We start from the raw sequence: 19,745 nt of genomic DNA, 5'->3' as shown, positions 1-19,745 counted from the left end.
GCCGTGAAGGTGTCCCACGGGGCGGACGCTCTGCCGCTCGCTGACACGCGCTGGCACTCGGTCGGCATCGGCCGATATTGTTCAGCATTGTCGAACACTGCGAAGGAGGACGGGTCCATGGCCAAGAACATCCAGTCGCTCGAGCGGGCTGCGGCCATGCTGCGGCTCCTCGCGGGCGGCGAGCGGCGGCTCGGCCTGTCCGACATCGCCTCCTCCCTCGGTCTGGCCAAGGGCACGGCGCACGGCATTCTGCGCACCCTGGCGCACGAGGGGTTCGTGGAGCAGGACCCGGCGTCCGGCCGCTACCAGCTGGGGGCGGAACTGCTCCGCCTGGGCAACAGCTATCTGGACGTGCACGAGCTGCGCGCCCGCGCGCTGGTCTGGACGGACGACCTGGCCCGCTCCAGCGGCGAGAGCGTCTATCTGGGCGTGCTCCACCAGCGGGGCGTGCTGATCATCCACCATGTCTTCCGCCCGGACGACAGCCGGCAGGTCCTGGAGGTCGGGGCCATGCAGCCGCTGCACTCCAGCGCGCTGGGCAAGGTCCTCTCCGCGTACGACCCGGTGGCGCACAGCGAGGTCGTCGAGACCGATTTCAAGTCCTTCACCCCGCGCACGGTCACCGGCCTGCAGGATTTCGAGTCCGTCCTCGACCTGACCAGGGCGCGCGGCTGGGCCGCCGACGTGGAGGAGACCTGGGAAGGCGTGGCCTCGGTGGCGGCCCCGATCCAGGACCGCCGTCGGATGCCGGTCGGGGCGGTCGGCATCACCGGCGCGGTGGAGCGGGTGTGCACCGGGGACGGGCAGCTGCGCCCCGAGCTGATCGCCGCGGTACGGGACTGCGCGCGGTCCGTCTCCCGCGATCTGGGCGCCAGCCGCTTCTAGGCCGCAGCCTTAACCCTTACGGCAGAACTTCGGGCTCCGGCGTTTCCCGGCATCGAGTTCCTGGTCACAGAACCCTTGACGTTGTGTTAACCGGCGAGTAACACTCTCGTTCAACGGTCGGCATTGTCGAACACCTACCGGTAATACGAGTTAGAGTGTGGCAACGCCAAGGGCCGGCAACGTTCCCCTGGACGAAGGACAAAGGAGTCGCGGGTGTCCAGCTCCGACATCTTCATCGGCGAGACCATCGGTACCGCCGTACTCATCCTGCTCGGCGGTGGCGTCTGTGCCGCCGTCACGCTGAAGCGCTCAAAGGCAAAGGACGCGGGCTGGCTCGCGATCACGTTCGGCTGGGGATTCGCCGTACTGACCGGCGCCTACCTCGCGGGCGGCGTCTCCGGCGCCCACCTCAACCCCGCGGTGACCATCGGCCTCGCGATCGAGGGCGGCACCAAGTGGAGCGACGTACCGCTCTACCTGGCCTCGCAGCTCCTCGGCGCGATGATCGGCGCGGTGCTGGTCTGGGCCGTCTACTACGGACAGTTCCACGCGCACCTCACCGATCCCGAGATCGCGAAGACCAAGGACGACAGCCCTGCGGGTCCTGTCCTCGGTGTCTTCTCCACCGGGCCCGAGATCCGCAACGTGGTGCAGAACCTGGTCACCGAGATCATCGCGACCGTCGTGCTCGTCCTGGCGATCCTCACCCAGGGCCTCAATGACGGCGGTCACGGTCTCGGCACGCTCGGCGCACTGATCACCGCGCTGGTCGTGGTGTCGATCGGACTCTCGCTCGGCGGCCCGACCGGGTACGCCATCAACCCGGTCCGCGACCTCGGTCCGCGCATCGTGCACGCCCTGCTCCCGCTGCCCAACAAGGGCGGTTCGGACTGGAGCTACGCATGGATCCCGATCGCGGGACCGCTGATCGGCGGCGCCATAGCGGGCGGCCTCTACAACGTCGCCTTCGCCTGAGCCCGACTCCCCACCCTTCACAGACTTCTCTGGAGCACATCGTGACCACCGACGCTCACACCACGGGGCCGTTCATCGCGGCCATCGACCAGGGCACCACGTCCAGCCGCTGCATCGTGTTCGACAAGGACGGCCGGATCGTCGCCGTCGACCAGAAGGAACACGAGCAGATCTTCCCCAAGCCGGGCTGGGTCGAGCACGACGCCGCCGAGATCTGGACCAACGTCCAGGAAGTCGTGGCGGGCGCCATCGAGAAGGCCGGCATCACCTCCGCCGACGTCAAGGCGATCGGCATCACCAACCAGCGCGAGACCACGCTGCTCTGGGACAAGAACACCGGTGAGCCCGTCCACAACGCCCTCGTCTGGCAGGACACCCGCACCGACGCGCTCTGCAGGGAGCTCGGCCGCAACGTCGGCCAGGACCGCTTCCGCCGCGAGACCGGCCTCCCCCTCGCCTCGTACTTCGCCGGGCCCAAGGCCCGCTGGCTGATCGACAACGTCGAGGGGCTGCGCGAGCGTGCCGAGGCCGGGGACATCCTCTTCGGCACCATGGACTCCTGGGTCATCTGGAACCTGACGGGCGGGGTGAACGGCGGCGTCCACGTCACCGACGTCACCAACGCCTCGCGCACGATGCTGATGAACCTGCACACCATGGCGTGGGACGAGAAGATCCTCTCCTCCATGAAGCTCCCGGCGGCCATGCTGCCCGAGATCCGCTCGTCCGCCGAGGTGTACGGACACGCCAAGGGCGGCGTCCTGGACGGCGTCCCGGTCGCCTCCGCGCTCGGCGACCAGCAGGCGGCCCTGTTCGGCCAGACCTGCTTCTCCGAGGGCGAGGCCAAGTCCACGTACGGCACCGGCACCTTCATGCTGATGAACACCGGTGACAAGCCGGTCAACTCGTACAACGGACTGCTGACGACGGTCGGTTACCAGATCGGCGACCAGAAGCCCGTCTACGCGCTGGAAGGCTCCATCGCCGTCACCGGCTCGCTGGTGCAGTGGATGCGCGACCAGATGGGCCTCATCAAGTCCGCGGCCGAGATCGAGACCCTGGCGTCCTCGGTCGAGGACAACGGCGGCGCCTACTTCGTGCCGGCCTTCTCCGGTCTCTTCGCCCCGTACTGGCGCTCCGACGCCCGCGGTGTGATCACCGGCCTCACCCGGTACGTCACCAAGGCGCACATCGCGCGCGCCGTGCTCGAGGCCACCGCCTGGCAGACCCGCGAGATCACCGACGCCATGACGAAGGACTCCGGTGTCGAGCTCGCCGCGCTCAAGGTCGACGGCGGAATGACCTCCAACAACCTGCTGATGCAGACCATCTCGGACTTCACGGACGCGCCTGTGGTGCGCCCCATGGTCGCCGAGACGACCTGCCTCGGCGCCGCCTATGCCGCCGGCCTGGCCGTCGGCTTCTGGTCCAGCACCGACGAACTGCGCGCCAACTGGCGCCGGGCCGCCGAGTGGACCCCCCGTATGGACGCGGACCAGCGGGAACGCGAGTACAAGAGCTGGCTCAAGGCAGTGGAACGTTCCATGGGCTGGCTCGACGAGAACACCGGCGAGGAGTAATCGACATGACCACCCTGCACAGCGTCCCGGCCCTCGGGACGCACCCGGCCTCCGGCTCCACAGCGAGCCGGGCCGAGACTCGGGAGCAGCTTTCCAAGGCGACGTACGACCTCCTGGTGATCGGCGGCGGCATCCTGGGCATCTCCACCGCCTGGCACGCCGCTCAGTCCGGGCTGCGGGTGGCCCTGGTGGACGCCGGCGACTTCGCCGGCGCCACCTCCTCCGCCTCCTCCAAGCTTCTCCACGGCGGACTGCGCTACCTGCAGACCGGCGCGGTGAAGCTGGTCGCGGAGAACCACTTCGAGCGGCGTGCGGTCTCCAGGGACGTGGCACCGCACCTCGCCAATCCGCTCACCTTCTACCTGCCCGTCTACAAGGGCGGACCGCACGGCGCGGCCAAGCTCGGCGCGGGTGTCTTCGCCTACTCGGCGCTCTCCGCGTTCGGTGACGGCGTCGGCCATGTCATATCGCCCTCACGGGCGCAGCGTGACGTGCCGGAGCTCCGTACGCAGAACCTCAAGGCCGTCGCGGTGTACGGCGACGACCAGATGAACGACTCCCGCATGGCGCTGATGACGGTCCGCGCGGCGGCCGAGGCGGGCGCCACCGCCCTCAACCACGCCGAGGTCACCGGGCTGCGCTTCACCCAGGGCCGGGTGACGGGCGCCGAGCTCAAGGACCGTATGAGCGGGGAGGAATTCGGGGTCACCGCACGGCTGGTGCTCAATGCGACGGGCCCGTGGGTGGACCACCTGCGCAAGCTGGAGGATCCGGACTCGGCTCCCTCCATCAGGCTCTCCAAGGGCGCGCACCTGGTCCTGAAGCGGACCTCGCCGTGGAAGGCCGCGCTGGCCACCCCGATCGACAAGTACCGGATCACCTTCGCGCTGCCGTGGGAGGACCAGCTGCTCCTGGGGACGACCGACGAGGAGTACGAGGGCGACCCGGCGGATGTGCGGGTCACCGAGAAGGACACCGCGCAGATCCTGGACGAGGCGGCCTACTCCGTACGCGACCAGCAGCTCTCCCGCGACCTGATCACCTACTCCTTCGCGGGTCTGCGGGTGCTTCCCGGCGGTCCCGGCGACACCTCGAAGGCCAAGCGCGAGACGGTCGTCACCGAGGGGCGCGGCGGGATGCTCTCGGTGGCGGGCGGCAAGTGGACGACCTTCCGCCACATCGGCCGTACGGTGATGAACAAGCTGGCCGCGCTGCCCGGCCACCCGCTCGGCGAGGACATGGAGCCGATCTCGCATCTGCCCAGGAGGCTCCCGCTGCCCGGCATCGCCAACCCGAACGCGGTCGCGCACCGGCTCCTGGTGGACGCTCCCGCGCCCGGTCCGCGGATGGCCGCCGACACCGCCCGCCATCTGGCGACGCACTACGGTTCGCTCTCCTTCGACATCGCGCGCCTCGCCAACGAGGACCCGTCGCTGGCCGAGCGGATCCACCCCGACGCACCGGAGATCTGGGCGCAGGTCGTCTACGCCCGTGACCACGAGTGGGCCGAGACGGCGGACGACGTGCTGCGCCGCCGTACGACGCTGACGATCCGGGGTCTGGCGACGGACGACATCCGGGCCAGGGTCGAGGACGTGCTCGGCAAGAAGTAACCCCACATCGGTAAGGGGCGACTCGCAGGGGGGTCGCCCCTTACTCATGCCATGCGCCGTCCACAGTGCCGCAACATCCGGCGGCGACAGTGGAGTTCATGCCCCTACGCGAACACGCTCATCTGGCCGTCGCGCTCGACGGCTCCGACCCGCAGGAGTTCCTCCGCCTGGCGCAGCGCGCCGAGGAGGGCCTGCTCGACTTCGTCACCGCGCAGGACGGCCCCGGGCAGCTGGATCCCACGCTGCTCACCGGGCTCGCCGCCGCCGGCACGGACCGGATCGGCCTGGTGCCGCTGGAGACGACGGCGGGCGACCCCTCGGTCTTCGCCCGGCGGATCACCACGCTCGACCGGCTGAGCGCGGGGCGGGCAGGGGTACGGCCGCGCGTGGCGACCAGCGCCGCCGACCACGACCGGCTCGTCGGTCTGTTGGGGACCCCCGAGGGAGACCTGCTGCTGGACGGACTCTTCGAGCAGGCGGGCGAGTTCCTGGCGCGGGCGGACCGCAGCTGGGGTGCGGTCCGACCGCCCGTCGTCGCGCTCGCCCATGCCACGGCGGTCTACCGGTTCAGCGCCGCGCACGCCGATGTCGTGCTCGTGACGCCCACCGACACCGGGCAGCTCGTCGCCATCCGCAAGGAGGTCGACACACTGGCCGAGGAGGCAGGCCGGCCGCCGGGCTCGCTGCGGGTCCTCGCCGACCTGAATGTGCTGCTGGGCGAGGGCGAAACCTTCGACTCGGACGCCGCGGTGTTCATCGGCACTCCGGACGCGCTCGCCGACCGGCTCCAGGAGTGGTTCGAGGAGGGCGGCGCCGACGGCTTCCGGCTGCGGCCCGCCGACGCGGCGCGCGACGTGGAGACCCTGGTCGCCGAGGTCGTGCCCGAGCTCCAGCTACGCGGTCTGTTCCGCACCTCGTACCCGGACGGCAGTCTGCGCTCCCGTCTCGGACTCGCCTGACCGCAGGAAGGACACCCGGAACACCATGAAATTCTCCGTACTCTCCCTCATCGGACATGCCCCGCACCCGCTGACCGGTGAACTCCCCTCCTCCGCCGACCGGTTGGCGGAGGTCGTCGAGACGGGTGTCGAGGCCGAGCGGCTCGGCTTCGACGCGTACGCGGTCGGTGAGCGGCACGCGGGTCCTTTCCTGTCGTCGAGCCCGACCGTGGTCCTCGGCGCGCTCGCCTCCCGTACGACCACGATCAGGCTCCTCACCGGTGTCACGGTCGTCGCGATCCTCGACCCGGTCCGGGTCGCCGAGGACTACGCGACGCTCGACCTGCTCTCGCGCGGCCGTATCGAACTCGTTGTCGGCAAGGGCGCCGAGGCAGGGCACTTCGATCTCTTCGGCCTCGACGAAGAGCGCCAGTGGGATCTGCAGAAGGAGAAGTACGAGCTGCTGCGGCGGCTGTGGAGCGAGGAGGGCGTGGACTGGGAGGGCGAGTTCCGGCCGCCGCTGAAGAACGTGACGACCGTCCCCCGCCCCTTCGACGGCCTCCCGCGCATCTGGCACGGCTCGGCCACCAGCCTCAACTCCCCCGAGCTGGCCGCCAAGCACGGCGACCCGCTCTTCACCGCCAACGCCGTCCAGCCGCGCGAGGCGTACGCGAAGCTGATCGACCACTACCGCGAGCGGTTCGAGGCGTACGGACACGATCCCGCCCGCGCCCATGTGGCGGCGGGCTCGGGCGGGCTGCTGATCGCGGACAGCTCGCAGCAGGCGGTGTCGCGCTTCAAGGGGCTGTACGAGGCGAAGGTGGCCCAGACCTTCAAGCCGCACCTGGCGGGCAAGGCGGGCTACAACACCCCGTTCCGCACGATCGAGGACGCCATCGAGAGCGGTCCTCAGTTGATCGGCTCCCCGCAGCAGATCATCGACAAGATCCTCGGGTACCACGAGGTCTACCGGCACGATCTGCAGTCCATCACCGTCGACGGATTCGGCCTGGCACACGGCGAACAGCTCGAAACGCTGCAGCGGTTCGCCGAGGAGATCGCCCCGGTGGTACGCAGCGAGGCGCCTTCCACGCTCTGGGGGTGAGCAGTGGCGGGCTACATCAGGGCGAGGCATTCGGTGGTGATGCGCCTGCGGTCGGCGCAGTCCAGGTTGAGCGCTGCGCCGGCCTCTCCCCCGTCACGCCCTGCAGCCTCCCTGTCGCACTCTCTACGGTGCATACCGCGAAGTCTTAGCCGTCAACTACTCGGCCGTTAACAACCGGGCTTGCGGGCTCGGTCGGACGGCTCTGCTTATGCTCCCGACTGCCCCTACGACAGGACGGTCACGGGTCACATCTACCTGCCTCGGCTATGCCGGGGCCGGATCGGGCATGTTGACGAATACCCACGCCGAGCGTGCACGGTTGCGCACGTTGACCCCGGCGACGTGGTCGGCGGGCCCAGCGAGGCCACACCGACGACAGGAGAAGAGGTCCCGGGTACGCCGGTTGGCGCGCTCGGTGTGCCCGCAGCGCGGACAGCGTTGCGAGGTGTAGGCCGGGTCCACCTCGACGAAGGGCACTCCGGCTTGGCGGCACTTGTAGGCGATGAATTCGCCGAGTTGGTGGAAGGGCCAGGAGGACAGTCGTGCTCGCCGGTCGCGAGAAACCGTAACCCGCGCGCGGATGCCCCGGAGTTCTTCCAGGGCGATACCGCGCTCGGTGCGTTGGGCGACAGCAACAACTGCTTGGGAAATCTTGTGGTTGATGTGCGTGGCGTGGCGGGCTTCCTTCTTCGCCCGCTTCTTGAGGCGCTGCTTGGCGGACCGGGTCTGCTTGGCCTGGAGTTCGGCCCGCTTGCGGGTCTGCCAGCGCCGGTAACGGCCCAGGCGTCGGCCCTGGTGGTTGTCCCCGTCGCTGGTGGTGGCGAGGTTGACGATGCCCCGGTCCACACCGATGAAGTCGACCGGCTCGTACACCTCGGGCTCGGACACATCGATAGTGGCGATCAGGAACCACTTGCCATCGCGGAACACCAGATCAGATTCGCCCCGCCGATGCTCGACCAGTTCCTTGAGCACTTCAGGGGGGCAGGCGAAAGGGACATTCTTAACGCGGCCGTCCAGGGTCCAGATCGAGGCCGTTCGCGCGTCGTAGGTCCACGACAGGCACCGGTCGTCGTACGTGTGCGCAGCGTGCTTCCGGAACACTATGGGCTTGGACTCCGCCTTACGACGACGCTTCGACGTCTGCGACCCCAGGTTCCCGGCCCGGATGTTCGCCCTCAACGTGGTGTAGGCATCGGCGACGCGCTTGATGATGTGCTGTGAGGCCTGCGCCCCGAACCCTCGCGCCTTGAGTTCGCCGTAGCACAGCTTCCGAAGCTCGCGGACGTCGGCCTTGAGTCCGAAGCCCTCGAACGCGATGGTGGACACCCAGTGCGCGGCGTCGTTGATCGCGGGCAGGGTGCGCTCAAATGCCGGTGCCTGCACGGCATCCGGCTGGAGCTTGACCTGCACCACCAGCTTCATGGGCACCGAACATAACTACACGCCACGCACCCCGCACCCACCTCACCGAAGGTCACCCGATCGAGTGACCGCACCCCAGTCGTGGTCTGCTGTGGCCGACTCCGTCAGCAAGGCGATCTTGTCCTGCTCCGCAGGATCTCGCGGGATCCAGCTCCGCCGGCAGAAGGCCGCAACGCTCCGCGTCGCACCACCATGGATGTGGTTCCTCCCCTGCATGAACGCCCGGGATCCTCGCAAGAATCCGCTGAAATAGGTCGGTCGAGCGGCCGGGAAAGGACCGGATCGCGGGACCCCCGTGCGCGACGGGCCCTTCAGGAGCCATAATCACCAGATAGATCGGATGTCTGATGAGGCGAGGTTCCCATGGCTGTGACCGACGAGGCCATCGAGAAGATCAAAGAAATGATCGTCTCCGGTGCACTGCGGCCGGGCGACCGGCTGCCCAAGGAGAGCGAACTCGCCGCTGAGCTGGGGCTTTCCCGTAATTCTCTGCGTGAGGCGGTACGCGCGCTGTCGCTGATCCGCATCCTCGACGTGCGTCAGGGCGACGGCACGTACGTCACCAGCCTCGATCCGCAGCTGCTGCTCGAAGCGATGAGTTTTGTCGTGGACTTCCACCGGGACGACACGGTCCTGGAGTTCCTTGCCGTACGGAGAATCCTGGAGCCGGCCGCCACGGCGATGGCCGCCACCAAGATCGGCGAGGCAGAACTGGACCGGCTCACCGCCCAGCTCGACGCGCTGGGCCCGCAGCCGTCGGTGGAGGAACTCGTCGCCAGCGACCTGGAGTTCCACCGGGGCATCGTGCAGGGCTCGGGCAACTCGGTGCTCTGCTCGCTGCTCGACGGCCTCTCGGGGCCGACGACCAGGGCGCGGGTGTGGCGCGGGCTGACCCAGGAGGACGCGGTCAGCCGCACCCTCCTGGAGCACCGGGCGATCCTGGCCGCACTGAAGGACCGGGACGCCGAAGCGGCCCGGTCCTGGGCGACGGTGCACATCGCCAGCGTCGAGCAGTGGCTGCGCTCGACGCTCTGAGGTGAGGCGGGTCAGTCCTGCTTCTCGCCGCTGGCGTAGCGGGAGACGATCAGGGCGACGATGATGATGGCGCCGTTGAGGAACTGGTTCCACAGGGCGGGGACACCGCCCAGCGTCATCACATTGAGGACCAGCTGAAGGGTGAGGACGCCGGTGAGCGCGCCGAAGAGCGTGCCACGGCCCCCCTTCAGGCTGATCCCGCCGATGACGGCGGCCGCGAACACCTGGAAGATCCAGCCGTTGCCCTGATTGGCCGCGATGGAACCGTAGTGCCCTGTGTAGAGGATGCCCGCGAAGGCGGCGAGCAGCCCGCCGACCGCCAGGACGATCCAGGTGATCCGGTCCACCCTGATGCCGGCCGCCCGTGCCGCCTCGGGGTTGCCGCCGATCGCGTACAGCGAACGCCCGTGCCTGGTCCACGCCAGTGCGGCGCCGCCGACGGCGAAGAGCGCCAGGCAGATCCAGACCGCGGCCGGTGCGCCGAGCCACGAGGTCATGCCCAGGTAGCTGAAGGACTCCGGCACGTCGATGATCGACTTGCCCTCGGTGATGCCGATCTGGAGTCCGCGCAGCATGGTGAGCATGCCGAGCGTGGCGATGAAGCCATTGACGTTGAGCTTCAGCATCAGGAAGCCGTTGATCGCGCCGATCGCCAGTCCGACCAGCAGACAGAGCGGGATCGCCGTCCAGGTCGGCAGGAACCCGAGCCCGGTGAAGCGGCCGCCTTCCGTGGGCATCACCAGCCACATCGCGACGACCGGTGCGATACCGATCGTCGACTCCAGTGACAGGTCCATGCGCCCGCAGATCAGGATCAGCGCCTGTCCCAGCACCAGCAGGCTCAGCTCGGAGCACTGCTGGATCACGCTGATCAGGTTGTCCGAGGTCAGGAAGACCGGCGAGACGATGAAGCCGATCACCATCAGCACCAGGATCACCGGCACGAGCGAGAAGTCGCTCCAGCGGATCAGTGCCAGCCTGCCTCGCAGCGGACTGGCCTCCCCCTTGGTCTCGTTGGCCGCAATCGGCCCGATCGTGTCGGTCATGCCCGCTCCCCTACGCCTTCCATGGCGGCGACCAGTTCCCCGTCCGTCCACCCACTGTCGTATTCCGCGACCACTCGCCCGTGGAAGAGGGCGATCACGCGGTCGCACACCCGCAGATCATCGAGTTCGTCCGAGATGATCACTGCGGCGCTGCCTTCGTCGGCGACCCTGCGGACCACCCCGAGCAGCGAGTCCTTGGACTTCACGTCCACACCTGCCGTCGGCCGTACCGCAACCAGTGCGCTCGGCTTACGGGCGAGGGCGCGGGCCACCACCACCTTCTGCTGGTTTCCGCCCGAGAGGCCGGACACCTTCTGCTCGGGACCTGTGGTCTTGATGTCGAGCGAGGAGATCATGGCCTGCGCGAACTCCCTTGTACGGGAGGGCAGTACGGTCCCCCACGGCCCGAGCTGGTCGGCCACCGTCAGCGTCGCGTTCTCCGCGACGCTGCGCTCCAGGACCAGTCCCTGGCGGTGCCGGTCCTCGGGGATGTACCCGATCCCGGCGTCCAGCGAGTGCGGGACGCTGCCCGGCTTCACCGTGACGCCGCGTACGACGACGCGCCCCGCCGTGGCCTTCCGCATCCCGACCAGGGTCTCGCCCAGCGCGGTGTTGCCGCTGGCCGCCGCCCCGGCGATGCCGAGGACCTCGCCGGGCCGCACCTCGATGTCCAGGGGGTCGAACTCCCCCTCAAGGGCCAGTGCTTCGGTACGGAGCACGGGCTCGGTCCCCTCGGAAGCGGGGCGCGGGGCCGCGTGCCAGGCCGAGGCCCCGGCCGCCTTCTCGCCGGTCATCGCCGACACGAGGTCCGCCTTGTTCAGTTCCGCGACGGGCGCGGTGAGGACATGGCGGGCGTCGCGGTAGACGGTGACCGCGGTGCACAGTTCGTACACCTCCTGCAGATGGTGGGAGATGAAGAGGAACGCCACCCCCTGGCTCTGCAGGTCGTGGAGCTTCGCGAAGAGGCTCTGGATGCCCCGGGCGTCGAGCTGGGCGGTCGGCTCGTCGAGGATGATCAGCTTCGCGCCGAACGAGAGGGCGCGGGCGATCTCGACGAACTGGACCTGCTCGACGGTGAGGTCCTTGGCCCGGGTGTTGGGGTCCACCTCCACGCCGTACTCGGCGAGCAGGTCGGCCGCGCGCCGGCGCAGACCCTTCCAGTTGATCCAACGGCCCCCGGAGTCGAAGCGGTTGAGGAAGAGGTTCTCCGCGACCGTGAGGTCGGGGACGACCATGGACTTCTGGTAGACGCAGGCGACCTTCGACTGCCAGGCCGCCGTGTCCCCGAAGGCGGGCGCGGGCTCCCCGCTGAAGGTGACCTGCCCCGCGTCCGCCCTGTGGAGTCCGGTGATGACGCTGACGAGCGTGGACTTGCCCGCGCCGTTGCGCCCGACGAGTGCGTGCGACTCGCCGGGCTGAACGGTCAGCCGGACGTCGTCGAGCGCGACGGTGGGACCGAAGCGCTTGACGATGCCCTCTGCGTGAACAGCTGGTACTGCCTGTGACATGGCTAGTTCTTCCCCAGCTGGTTCGCCCACAGCTTCGGGTCGTCCACGTTCGCCTTGGTCACGAGCGGCGCGGGGAGCTGGTCCTCGAGGCCGTTCGGGAGCTGGATGATCGTGGAGTCGTGGTCGGTCTTGCCCGGCTTGAAGGTCTTGCCGTCCAGGGCCGCCTTGGCGTAGTACAGCGCGTACTTGGCGTACAGGTCGGCGGGCTGGGAGATCGTGGCGTCGATCTTCCCGGACTTGATGGCGTCGAACTCCTCCGGGATCCCGTCGTTGGAGATGATCGTGATGTGGCCCTTGGTCCCCGCCGGCTTCAGCAGGTTCTTCTGCTGCAGGAGCGCGAGCGTGGGCTGCAGGAAGACGCCGCCCGCCTGCATGTAGATGCCGTTGAGGTCGGGGTTGGCGGCGAGCGTCGACTGGAGCTTCGCGGAGGCGACGTCGCCCTTCCAGTCGGTGGCCAGCTCGAAGACCTTGATGTCCGGGTAGTTCGCGGTCATGCAGGACTTGAAGGCCTCGGAGCGGTCGCGGCCGTTGATGGAGGAGAGGTCGCCCTGGAACTCGGCGACCTTGCCCTTGCCCTTCAGCTGCTCGCCGAGGAACTTGCAGGCGTTGGTCCCGTACGCCTTGTTGTCGGCGCGCACCACCATGTAGACGTTGCCCTTGTCGGGGCGGGTGTCGACACTGATGACCGGAATCTTCTTTTTGTTGAGGTTTTCCAGCGTCGAGGCGATCGCCCCGGTGTCCTGGGGCGCCATCACCACGGCCTTGGCGCCCTGGTCGCTGAACGTCTGCACGTTGGCGACCAGCTTGCCTATGTCGTTCTGCGAGTTGGTCAGCGGCAGTGCCTTGACGTCGCCGGCCTTGACGCCCTTCGCGATGTACTGCTGGTAGGAGTTCCAGAAGTCGCTGTCGCTGCGGGGCAGGTCGATGCCGACCTTCTTGTCGGCCGATCCGCTGCCCGAGTCCCGGTTGCATCCGGCGAGGGCTGTCACGGCCAGCAGTACGACGCAGGCCGCGGCGGCTGAGTTACGCACTCTCATGGGGTCCCGTCCTTGGTGAGTGTGATGACGCTGAGGGTGAGCTGTTGCACTGCTGGGTTACTCGGCGGGGCGCAGGCGCAAGCCCTGCATCCCGCCGTCGACTGCGAGTGCGGTTCCGGTCACGGCGGCTGCCGCAGGGCTGGCGAGGTAGAGCACGGCTGCCGCCACCTCGTCGGCGGAGACCAGACGTCCTGACGGCTGTCGTGCGTTGAGCGCGGCTCGCTCCGCCGCCGGGTCGTCGGACTGGTCGAGGAGGCGGCCGACCCAGGGAGTGTCGGCGGTGCCGGGGTTGACGCAGTTGACCCGGATCCCTTCCCGGACATGGTCGGCGGCCATGGCGAGCGTCAGCGAGAGGACAGCGCCCTTGCTGGCGCTGTAGAGGGCGCGCTGCGGGAGGCCGGCGGTGGCCGCGATCGAGCAGGTCTGGGTGATGGAGACGCAGCCGGGGCGGTCGACGGCCGCGGCCCGCAGGTGCGGCAGCGCGTGCCGGGCGGTGCGGACCATGCCCAGGACGTTGATGTCCATGACACGCCGCCACTCGTCGTCGGCGTTGTCGGCGACAGTGCCGATCGCGCCGATGCCCGCGTTGGAGACGACCGTGTGCAGGGCCCCGAACTCGGCGGCGGCGGCATCGACCGCTTCCCGTACGGCGGCGTCGTCCGTGACGTCGGCGGTCAGCGCCAGGACGCCGTCCGGTGCACCCTTGGTCTCCCGGTCGAGTACGGCGACGCGTGCGCCCCGGGCCAGCAGCTGGGTCGCGATGGCCGCGCCGATGCCGGAGGCACCGCCGGTCACCAGGGCTGCGAGCCCTTCGAAGTCGCGTACTGCACTCATGAGTTGACCTCCAGGGTGGTGCGTCGGGCCTGCCATACGGGCCCGTCGGGATAGCGGTGTGCGGTGATCGATTCGGGGTGCATCCTGGCCGAGAAGCCCGGGGCGACGGGGGTGCGGTAGCGGCCGTGGTCGATGACGACGGGGGCGACGAAGTGCTCGTGGAGGTGGTCGACGTACTCGATGACACGGTCCTCGTCGGTGCCGGAGACCGCGACGTAGTCGAACATCGAGAGGTGCTGGACCAGTTCGCACAGGCCCACTCCGCCGGCGTGCGGGCAGACCGGGACGCCGTACTTGGCGGCGAGCAGCAGGATCGCGATGTTCTCGTTGACGCCGGCGACGCGGGCGGCGTCGATCTGGACGAAGTCGACGGCGCCCGCCTGGAGGAGCTGCTTGAAGACGACGCGGTTGGCGACGTGTTCGCCGGTGGCGACCTTGACGGGCTGTCCCGCACGTACGGCGGCGTGGCCGAGGATGTCGTCGGGGCTCGTCGGCTCCTCGATCCAGTGCGGGTCGAAGGGCGCGAGCGCCTCCATCCAGCGGACCGCGTCGGGCACGTCCCAGCGCTGGTTGGCGTCGACGGCGATACGGATCGAGGGGCCGACGGCGGCGCGGGCGAGCTTCATTCTCCGTACGTCGTCCTGGAGATCGGCGCCGACCTTCAGCTTGATCTGCGCGAAGCCCTCGGCGACCGCCTCCTTGGAGAGACGGACCAGCTTCTCGTCGTCGTAACCGAGCCAGCCGGGCGATGTGGTGTACGCCGGGTAGCCGTTGGCCCGCAGCAGCTCGGCCCGCCCGGCGCGGCCGGGTTCGGCGGTCCGCAGGATCGCGAGGGCGTCATCGGGGGTGAGGACATCGGTGAGGTAGCGGAAGTCGACGAGCGAGACGAGCTCTTCGGGCGTCATGTCGGCGAGGAACTGCCAGACCGGCTTGCCCGCCGCGGTCGCGGCCAGGTCCCAGGCGGCGTTGACGAGCGCGCCCGCCGCCATGTGCATCACGCCCTTCTCAGGGCCGAGCCAGCGCAGCTGCGAGTCATGGGTGAGGTCGAAGTAGAGCGCTGCGAGCTCGGCGGCTCCGCGCGGGACCGGGCGGCCCATCACATAGGGGCGGAGCGCCTCGATGGCCGCCGCGGTGACATCGTTGCCCCGCCCGATGGTGAAGCAGAAGCCGTGTCCCTCGACGCCGTCCCCGGCGTCGGTGCGGAGCACCACGTAGGCCGCGGAGTAGTCGGGGTCGGGGTTCATCGCGTCCGAACCGTCGAGTTGGTCCGAGGTGGGAAAACGGATGTCGAAAACCTCGAACTCCGTGACGGTCGGACTCATTCATGCCCCCATGGCAGGTACAGAGAAGTACGGCAGAGAAAGTGCGGCAGAGATGTGCGGTAGAACATCGGACCTTTAGCGGTCATCCGATGTATAGCGCCGCGCATGCCGCAACGTCCAGGGGCAGGACGAAAAAATCCGGTCACAGCTCGGATGAATCGGTTCCATTTGGGCAGCTTGCCTGCACTGCTGCCCATACGTGGAGAAGTTCAGTCCCCCCGCGCACGGGGCTGCGGAGGGGCACCGGGGAAGCCGTAAGGTTGGTGATGACGTGAAGAACTTCGGAAGGAGGCCTGGGTGATCGAGCTCGAGGGAGTTCCCGAGCTGATCGACCCGGTCATGGTGGCCGCGTTCGAGGGCTGGAACGACGCCGGTGACGCCGCCTCCGCCGCGGTCGCCCACCTGGACCGGGAGTGGAAGGGCGAGGTCTTCGCGGCTCTGGACGCCGAGGACTACTACGACTTCCAGGTCAACAGGCCGACGGTGTTCCTGGACGGCGGTGTCCGCAAGGTCACCTGGCCCACCACACGGCTCTCGGTGGTCCGGATCGGCGGCGACAAGCCGCGTGACCTCGTTCTGGTCCGCGGGATCGAACCGTCCATGCGCTGGCGCTCGTTCTGCAACGAGATCCTCGGCTTCGCCCATGAACTGGGCGTCGAGATGGTGGTGATCCTGGGCGCACTGCTCGGCGACACCCCGCACACCCGTCCGGTACCGGTCAGCGGTGTCACCTCCGACGCGGATCTGGCCAGGACGATGGACCTGGAGGAGACCAGGTACGAGGGCCCGACCGGCATCGTCGGCATCCTCCAGGAGGCGTGCACGCACGCGGGTGTTCCCGCGGTGAGCCTGTGGGCCGCGGTGCCGCACTATGTGTCGCAGCCGCCGAACCCGAAGGCGACGCTCGCCCTCCTCAACCGCCTTGAGGACCTGATCGACCTGCGCATTCCGCTGGGCGAACTGCCCGAGGACGCGCGGGCCTGGCAGGTGGGCGTTGACCAACTGGCCGCCGAGGACAGCGAAGTGGCGGAGTACGTGCAGTCGCTGGAGGAGGCCCGCGACACCGCGGAGCTCCCCGAGGCGTCCGGCGAGGCCATCGCCCGCGAGTTCGAGCGGTATCTGCGCCGGCGGGACGGCGGCCCTGGCCCCGGCCCCGGCTCGCACGCCACGGACGGCGAATCGGGCTCGTACCTCCGCGACGCCTCCGGCGGCCGGACCAGGCCGCCCAGGCCGCAGCGCCCTGATCCGGACCCGGGATCCGAGTCCGGGAACGACGAGGACGGGCCCGAGGGCCCCGAATCCTCCGACCAATAGCCGTACCGCGGTCGATCCCGGGGCGGGGTGCGTGCACCCCGCCCCGGGCCGTCGGCCCCGTCAGATCCGTCAGATCCGTCAGATCCGTCAGATCCGTCAGATCCGTCAGACCTGTCTGACCGAGACCACGTCGTAGTCGGTGTCCGGTGTCGGCGGCACATCGAAACGTGCGTTCGGCAGATAGACGCGGTTGCCCCAGGCCGCCGCCGTGGTGGGAATCCTGAAGCGCGCGGGATCGGTGATCCTGGTGACCGCCCTGCCCCGTGTACCCGCCGCGTTCAGTTCCACCACGTCGATCGCGTTCTGCTGCTGCTGTACGACATAGAGCGTCCGCCCGAGCAGCAGCAGACCGTCCGCGTTCGGCAGTCGCAGCGCGCCGATATCGACCCTGCGGGCCCGTCCGGTCCGCGGGTCGACCCGCATCAGCGAGCCGCCGTCCGCCGCCGTGTCGGCCACGATCAGCGCGCTGCCGTCCGGCGTCCGCTCGATCCCGTTGGCCGTGAAGTCGGGGCCCTGCACCCAGTCGCCGCTCAGCGGGACGGTCGCGATCTCACCGAGTGCGCCGCGCCGTCCGAACGGAAGGCGGTAGAGCTGCGCCTTGTACGTGTCGGTGAACCAGGCGGCGCCCGGCGTCAGCACCACATCGTTGATGAACGTGCGTTCCGAGCCGACGGTGTACGACGTCACGACCCGGCCCGAGCGCAGGTCGGCCACCCGGATCTCCCTGCTCGCCCCACCGCAGAGGAACAGCCGCCCGTACCGCTCGTCGAGCTTGAGCCCGATCACCGGGTGGTCGGGGCCCGCCCCCTCGACGACGGTCCGGCCCCGGCCCGTGGCCAGGCTCGCCCGGTGGACGGAACCGTGCGCGATCGAGCCCACGTAGGCGTACGGGCTGCCGCCGATCGTGATGCCCTCGGGCTGGAAGCCGTCGGGCAGCGGAAAGCCGGAGGGCCATCGCCCTCCGGCTGCCTCGGCCGTCTCGCCTGTTCCGGCTGTTCGTGCCGCTGCGACCGCGGTGCCGAGCGGAGTGAGAAGTGCCGCTCCCCCTAAGGCCGCAGCCCCCTGGAGAAGTCTTCGACGTGCGAAGGAACGGTGCATGAATCGCCCTTCCGACGAATGTTCTACGGACTCGCTCACCCCACCACACGGCAGTCGTCTCCGCAGTGTTTGGCCGAATTGCTACGTGACATCGTTTTCGGGACAGATTGCACGGGTTGCCCATTCAACTTGTTTTCAAACCAAGTTGACGCCACGGGGGTGGACGAGCCGCCGTCGCCGTAGCAGGGTGAGCGCCGAAGGCACGCGGAGCACAGCACCCCGAAGACTCGAAGGGAGCGGCGAAAGCGATGACCGATCAGGCACTCCCGGGCGACGGACCCGGAACGGCGGGCCCCGGACCCCACGGAACAGGATTCACCTATCAAGGAGCCGCGCCGGAACTGATCGTCGTTGCCCGGGCCGAAGCCCGGCTGCGCGCCGGCGCCGAAGGCATCCGGTCGGCGGCGGGGTCGGACATCTCGGCTCTCAGCATGTTCCTGAGCGACGAGCAGCTCGCACTGGAACCGCTGTTCGGACACGAGGAGCGGCTGCGGTCGGCCGTGCCCCTGCAGGCCGAGGCCGGCCTCATGGGCACCATGCCGGACCTCTCGCTCTTCTACCGGGTACGCGGCGGCGGCGAGCGCGGCCAGGAACTGACCGCCAGGCTCGCGGCGCTCCCGGAGATCGAGACGGCGTACGTGAAGCCCGGCGCCGTACCCGCATCCATGCCGCAGCAGCGTCTCGAAGGCGACAAGCGGCTCAAGGAAGGCACGCCCGCGACACCCGACTTCACCGGCCGTCAGGGATATCTGAACGCCGCACCCGAAGGCGTCGACGCGTACTGGGCGTGGCAGCGTCCGGGCGGCTCCGGCGACGGCATCACGATCGTCGATGTCGAGGGCGCCTGGCAGCTGGGCCACGAGGATCTCGCGGAGAAGCTCGCGGGCATCGTCATCGGCTCACCGATCCAGGACGTCGCCTGGCGCAACCACGGCACCGCCGTGCTCGGCGTCATCGGCGGCGACCGCGACGAGAAGGGCATCACGGGGATCGCCCCCGAGGCGGTCACCGCGGCCGCGTCCTTCCAGGGCATCGGCACGGCGGTGGCCATCCACGCGGCGGCCGACCGGCTCTCCGCCGGCGACGTCGTCCTCGTCGAACTCCACCGTCCCGGACCGCGGTTCGACTACGCGGACCGCGACGACCAGCGCGGCTACATCCCGCTGGAGTGGTGGCCGGACGACTTCGCGGCGATCCGCTGGGCGACGGCCAAGGGCGTCCTGGTGGTGGAGGCCGGCGGCAACGGCGGCGAGAGTCTCGACGACGCGATCTACGAGCGCAGGCCCGACGAGTTCCCGGAGGGCTGGCGCAACCCCTTCAACCCCTCCAACCAGGGCTCGGGCGCCGTCCTGGTCGGCGCGGGCGCTCCCCCGCCCGGCACCCACGGCCGCGACCACGGCCCCGACCGCTCCCGGCTCTCCTTCTCCAACTACGGGGCACGGTTCGACGCCCAGGGCTGGGGACGCGAGACCACCACGACGGGAGGTTTCTGGGACCAGCCCGGTGACCTCCAGGGCGGTGCGGAGGAGATCGCCTGGTACACGGACACCTTCTCGGGCACATCGTCGGCATCGCCGGTGGTGGTCGGCGCCCTGGCCTCGCTGCAGGGCATGCTCAAGGCCGCGGGGCTCGCCCCGATGGCCCCCGACCGGGCCCGCGAGATTCTCCGTACGACCGGATCCCCTCAGCAGGACGCCCAGGGACGGCCGGCATCCCAGCGGATCGGCAACCGCCCCGACATCAAGGCGGCCGTGACCCGGCTGCTCCCCTCGGCGATCGGCTCGGGCCAGGCAGAGCGCTACTGGGACGAGCTCCTGCCGTATCCGCATGAACTTCCGCCGCGTCTACGGCTGTTCGTGGCCGGATCCTGGCGGAATCTGAACAACCCCGCCCCCGACATCCGCCAGGCGGTGCACACCGCCTTCGCGGGGGGACGGCCCGACGTACGTGTCTGGTTCTCGGACGACGAGGTCGTCGGCCTGGTCGTCTCCGGCTGAACCGTCAATGCACCGAATCACAAGGGAAGGTGA

General features: G+C 69.2%; 16 protein-coding genes. 9 read left to right on the top strand and 7 right to left on the bottom strand.

Annotated features, from left to right (window positions below; genetic code table 11):
• The first annotated feature begins 117 nt into the window (after window positions 1-117).
• From J0695_RS10945 to J0695_RS10920, 6 genes are all read left to right on the top strand, one after another.
• Window positions 118-885, top strand: coding sequence for an IclR family transcriptional regulator (locus J0695_RS10945; protein WP_206961716.1), 768 nt, complete (start codon window positions 118-120; stop codon window positions 883-885).
• Window positions 886-1,098: 213 nt separating this feature from the next.
• Window positions 1,099-1,860 carry an MIP/aquaporin family protein gene (locus J0695_RS10940; RefSeq protein WP_206961715.1) on the top strand — a complete coding sequence of 254 codons (762 nt, stop codon included), beginning with the start codon at window positions 1,099-1,101 and terminating at the stop codon, window positions 1,858-1,860.
• 41 nt (window positions 1,861-1,901) lie between these two features.
• Window positions 1,902-3,440, top strand: coding sequence for a glycerol kinase GlpK (gene glpK / locus J0695_RS10935; protein ID WP_307798555.1), 1,539 nt, complete (start codon window positions 1,902-1,904; stop codon window positions 3,438-3,440).
• 5 nt (window positions 3,441-3,445) lie between these two features.
• A complete protein-coding gene (locus J0695_RS10930; RefSeq protein ID WP_206961714.1) occupies window positions 3,446-5,053 on the top strand; it encodes a glycerol-3-phosphate dehydrogenase/oxidase in 1,608 nt (535 codons plus the stop codon).
• A 98-nt stretch (window positions 5,054-5,151) separates the two neighbouring features.
• Window positions 5,152-6,012 carry an LLM class flavin-dependent oxidoreductase gene (locus tag J0695_RS10925; RefSeq protein ID WP_206961713.1) on the top strand — a complete coding sequence of 287 codons (861 nt, stop codon included), beginning with the start codon at window positions 5,152-5,154 and terminating at the stop codon, window positions 6,010-6,012.
• Between the two features lie 25 nt (window positions 6,013-6,037).
• On the top strand, window positions 6,038-7,096 hold the full coding sequence (locus J0695_RS10920; protein WP_206961712.1) for an LLM class flavin-dependent oxidoreductase: 1,059 nt from the start codon (window positions 6,038-6,040) through the stop codon (window positions 7,094-7,096).
• Window positions 7,097-7,360: 264 nt separating this feature from the next.
• On the opposite strand, the gene J0695_RS10915 is transcribed toward J0695_RS10920, so the two are convergent.
• Window positions 7,361-8,521: an RNA-guided endonuclease InsQ/TnpB family protein gene (locus J0695_RS10915; protein WP_242552490.1), complete on the bottom strand. Its 1,161-nt coding sequence runs from the start codon at window positions 8,519-8,521 to the stop codon at window positions 7,361-7,363.
• A gap of 363 nt (window positions 8,522-8,884) precedes the next feature.
• Here J0695_RS10915 and J0695_RS10910 point away from each other — a divergent pair, with 363 nt between their 5' ends.
• Window positions 8,885-9,556, top strand: coding sequence for a FadR/GntR family transcriptional regulator (locus J0695_RS10910; RefSeq protein ID WP_206961711.1), 672 nt, complete (start codon window positions 8,885-8,887; stop codon window positions 9,554-9,556).
• 11 nt (window positions 9,557-9,567) lie between these two features.
• Here J0695_RS10910 and J0695_RS10905 read toward each other — a convergent pair whose 3' ends face one another.
• Genes J0695_RS10905 through J0695_RS10885 form a run of 5 tightly spaced genes read right to left on the bottom strand, consistent with a single transcriptional unit; the run spans window position 9,568 to window position 15,303 of the window.
• Window positions 9,568-10,602, bottom strand: a complete 1,035-nt coding sequence (locus J0695_RS10905) for an ABC transporter permease (protein ID WP_206961710.1) — start codon at window positions 10,600-10,602, stop codon at window positions 9,568-9,570.
• Window positions 10,599-12,110: a sugar ABC transporter ATP-binding protein gene (locus J0695_RS10900; RefSeq protein ID WP_206961709.1), complete on the bottom strand. Its 1,512-nt coding sequence runs from the start codon at window positions 12,108-12,110 to the stop codon at window positions 10,599-10,601. The genes J0695_RS10905 and J0695_RS10900 overlap by 4 nt, the downstream gene beginning before the upstream one ends.
• A gap of 2 nt (window positions 12,111-12,112) precedes the next feature.
• Window positions 12,113-13,147 (bottom strand): sugar ABC transporter substrate-binding protein, encoded by a 1,035-nt coding sequence (locus tag J0695_RS10895; protein ID WP_206961708.1) that lies wholly within the window; start codon window positions 13,145-13,147, stop codon window positions 12,113-12,115.
• Window positions 13,148-13,204: 57 nt separating this feature from the next.
• Entirely contained in the window at window positions 13,205-13,981 is a 777-nt protein-coding gene (locus J0695_RS10890; protein WP_206961707.1) for an SDR family NAD(P)-dependent oxidoreductase, read from the bottom strand.
• Window positions 13,978-15,303 carry an enolase C-terminal domain-like protein gene (locus J0695_RS10885; RefSeq protein WP_206961706.1) on the bottom strand — a complete coding sequence of 442 codons (1,326 nt, stop codon included), beginning with the start codon at window positions 15,301-15,303 and terminating at the stop codon, window positions 13,978-13,980. Before J0695_RS10885 ends, J0695_RS10890 begins: the two co-directional genes overlap by 4 nt.
• Window positions 15,304-15,600: 297 nt before the next feature.
• On the opposite strand from J0695_RS10885, the gene J0695_RS10880 reads away from it, so the two are divergent.
• Window positions 15,601-16,617 carry a PAC2 family protein gene (locus J0695_RS10880; protein WP_206961705.1) on the top strand — a complete coding sequence of 339 codons (1,017 nt, stop codon included), beginning with the start codon at window positions 15,601-15,603 and terminating at the stop codon, window positions 16,615-16,617.
• A 105-nt stretch (window positions 16,618-16,722) separates the two neighbouring features.
• On the opposite strand, the gene J0695_RS10875 is transcribed toward J0695_RS10880, so the two are convergent.
• Window positions 16,723-17,715: an SMP-30/gluconolactonase/LRE family protein gene (locus tag J0695_RS10875; protein WP_206961704.1), complete on the bottom strand. Its 993-nt coding sequence runs from the start codon at window positions 17,713-17,715 to the stop codon at window positions 16,723-16,725.
• 248 nt (window positions 17,716-17,963) lie between these two features.
• On the opposite strand from J0695_RS10875, the gene J0695_RS10870 reads away from it, so the two are divergent.
• Window positions 17,964-19,712 carry a S8 family peptidase gene (locus tag J0695_RS10870; RefSeq protein WP_206961703.1) on the top strand — a complete coding sequence of 583 codons (1,749 nt, stop codon included), beginning with the start codon at window positions 17,964-17,966 and terminating at the stop codon, window positions 19,710-19,712.
• Window positions 19,713-19,745: the final 33 nt, after the last annotated feature.

This window comes from Streptomyces beijiangensis (genome assembly GCF_017315755.1).
GTDB lineage: Bacteria > Actinomycetota > Actinomycetes > Streptomycetales > Streptomycetaceae > Streptomyces > Streptomyces beijiangensis.
The sequence above is the reverse complement of the archived record's forward strand: the minus strand, read 5'-3'. Positions and strand labels throughout refer to the sequence as shown.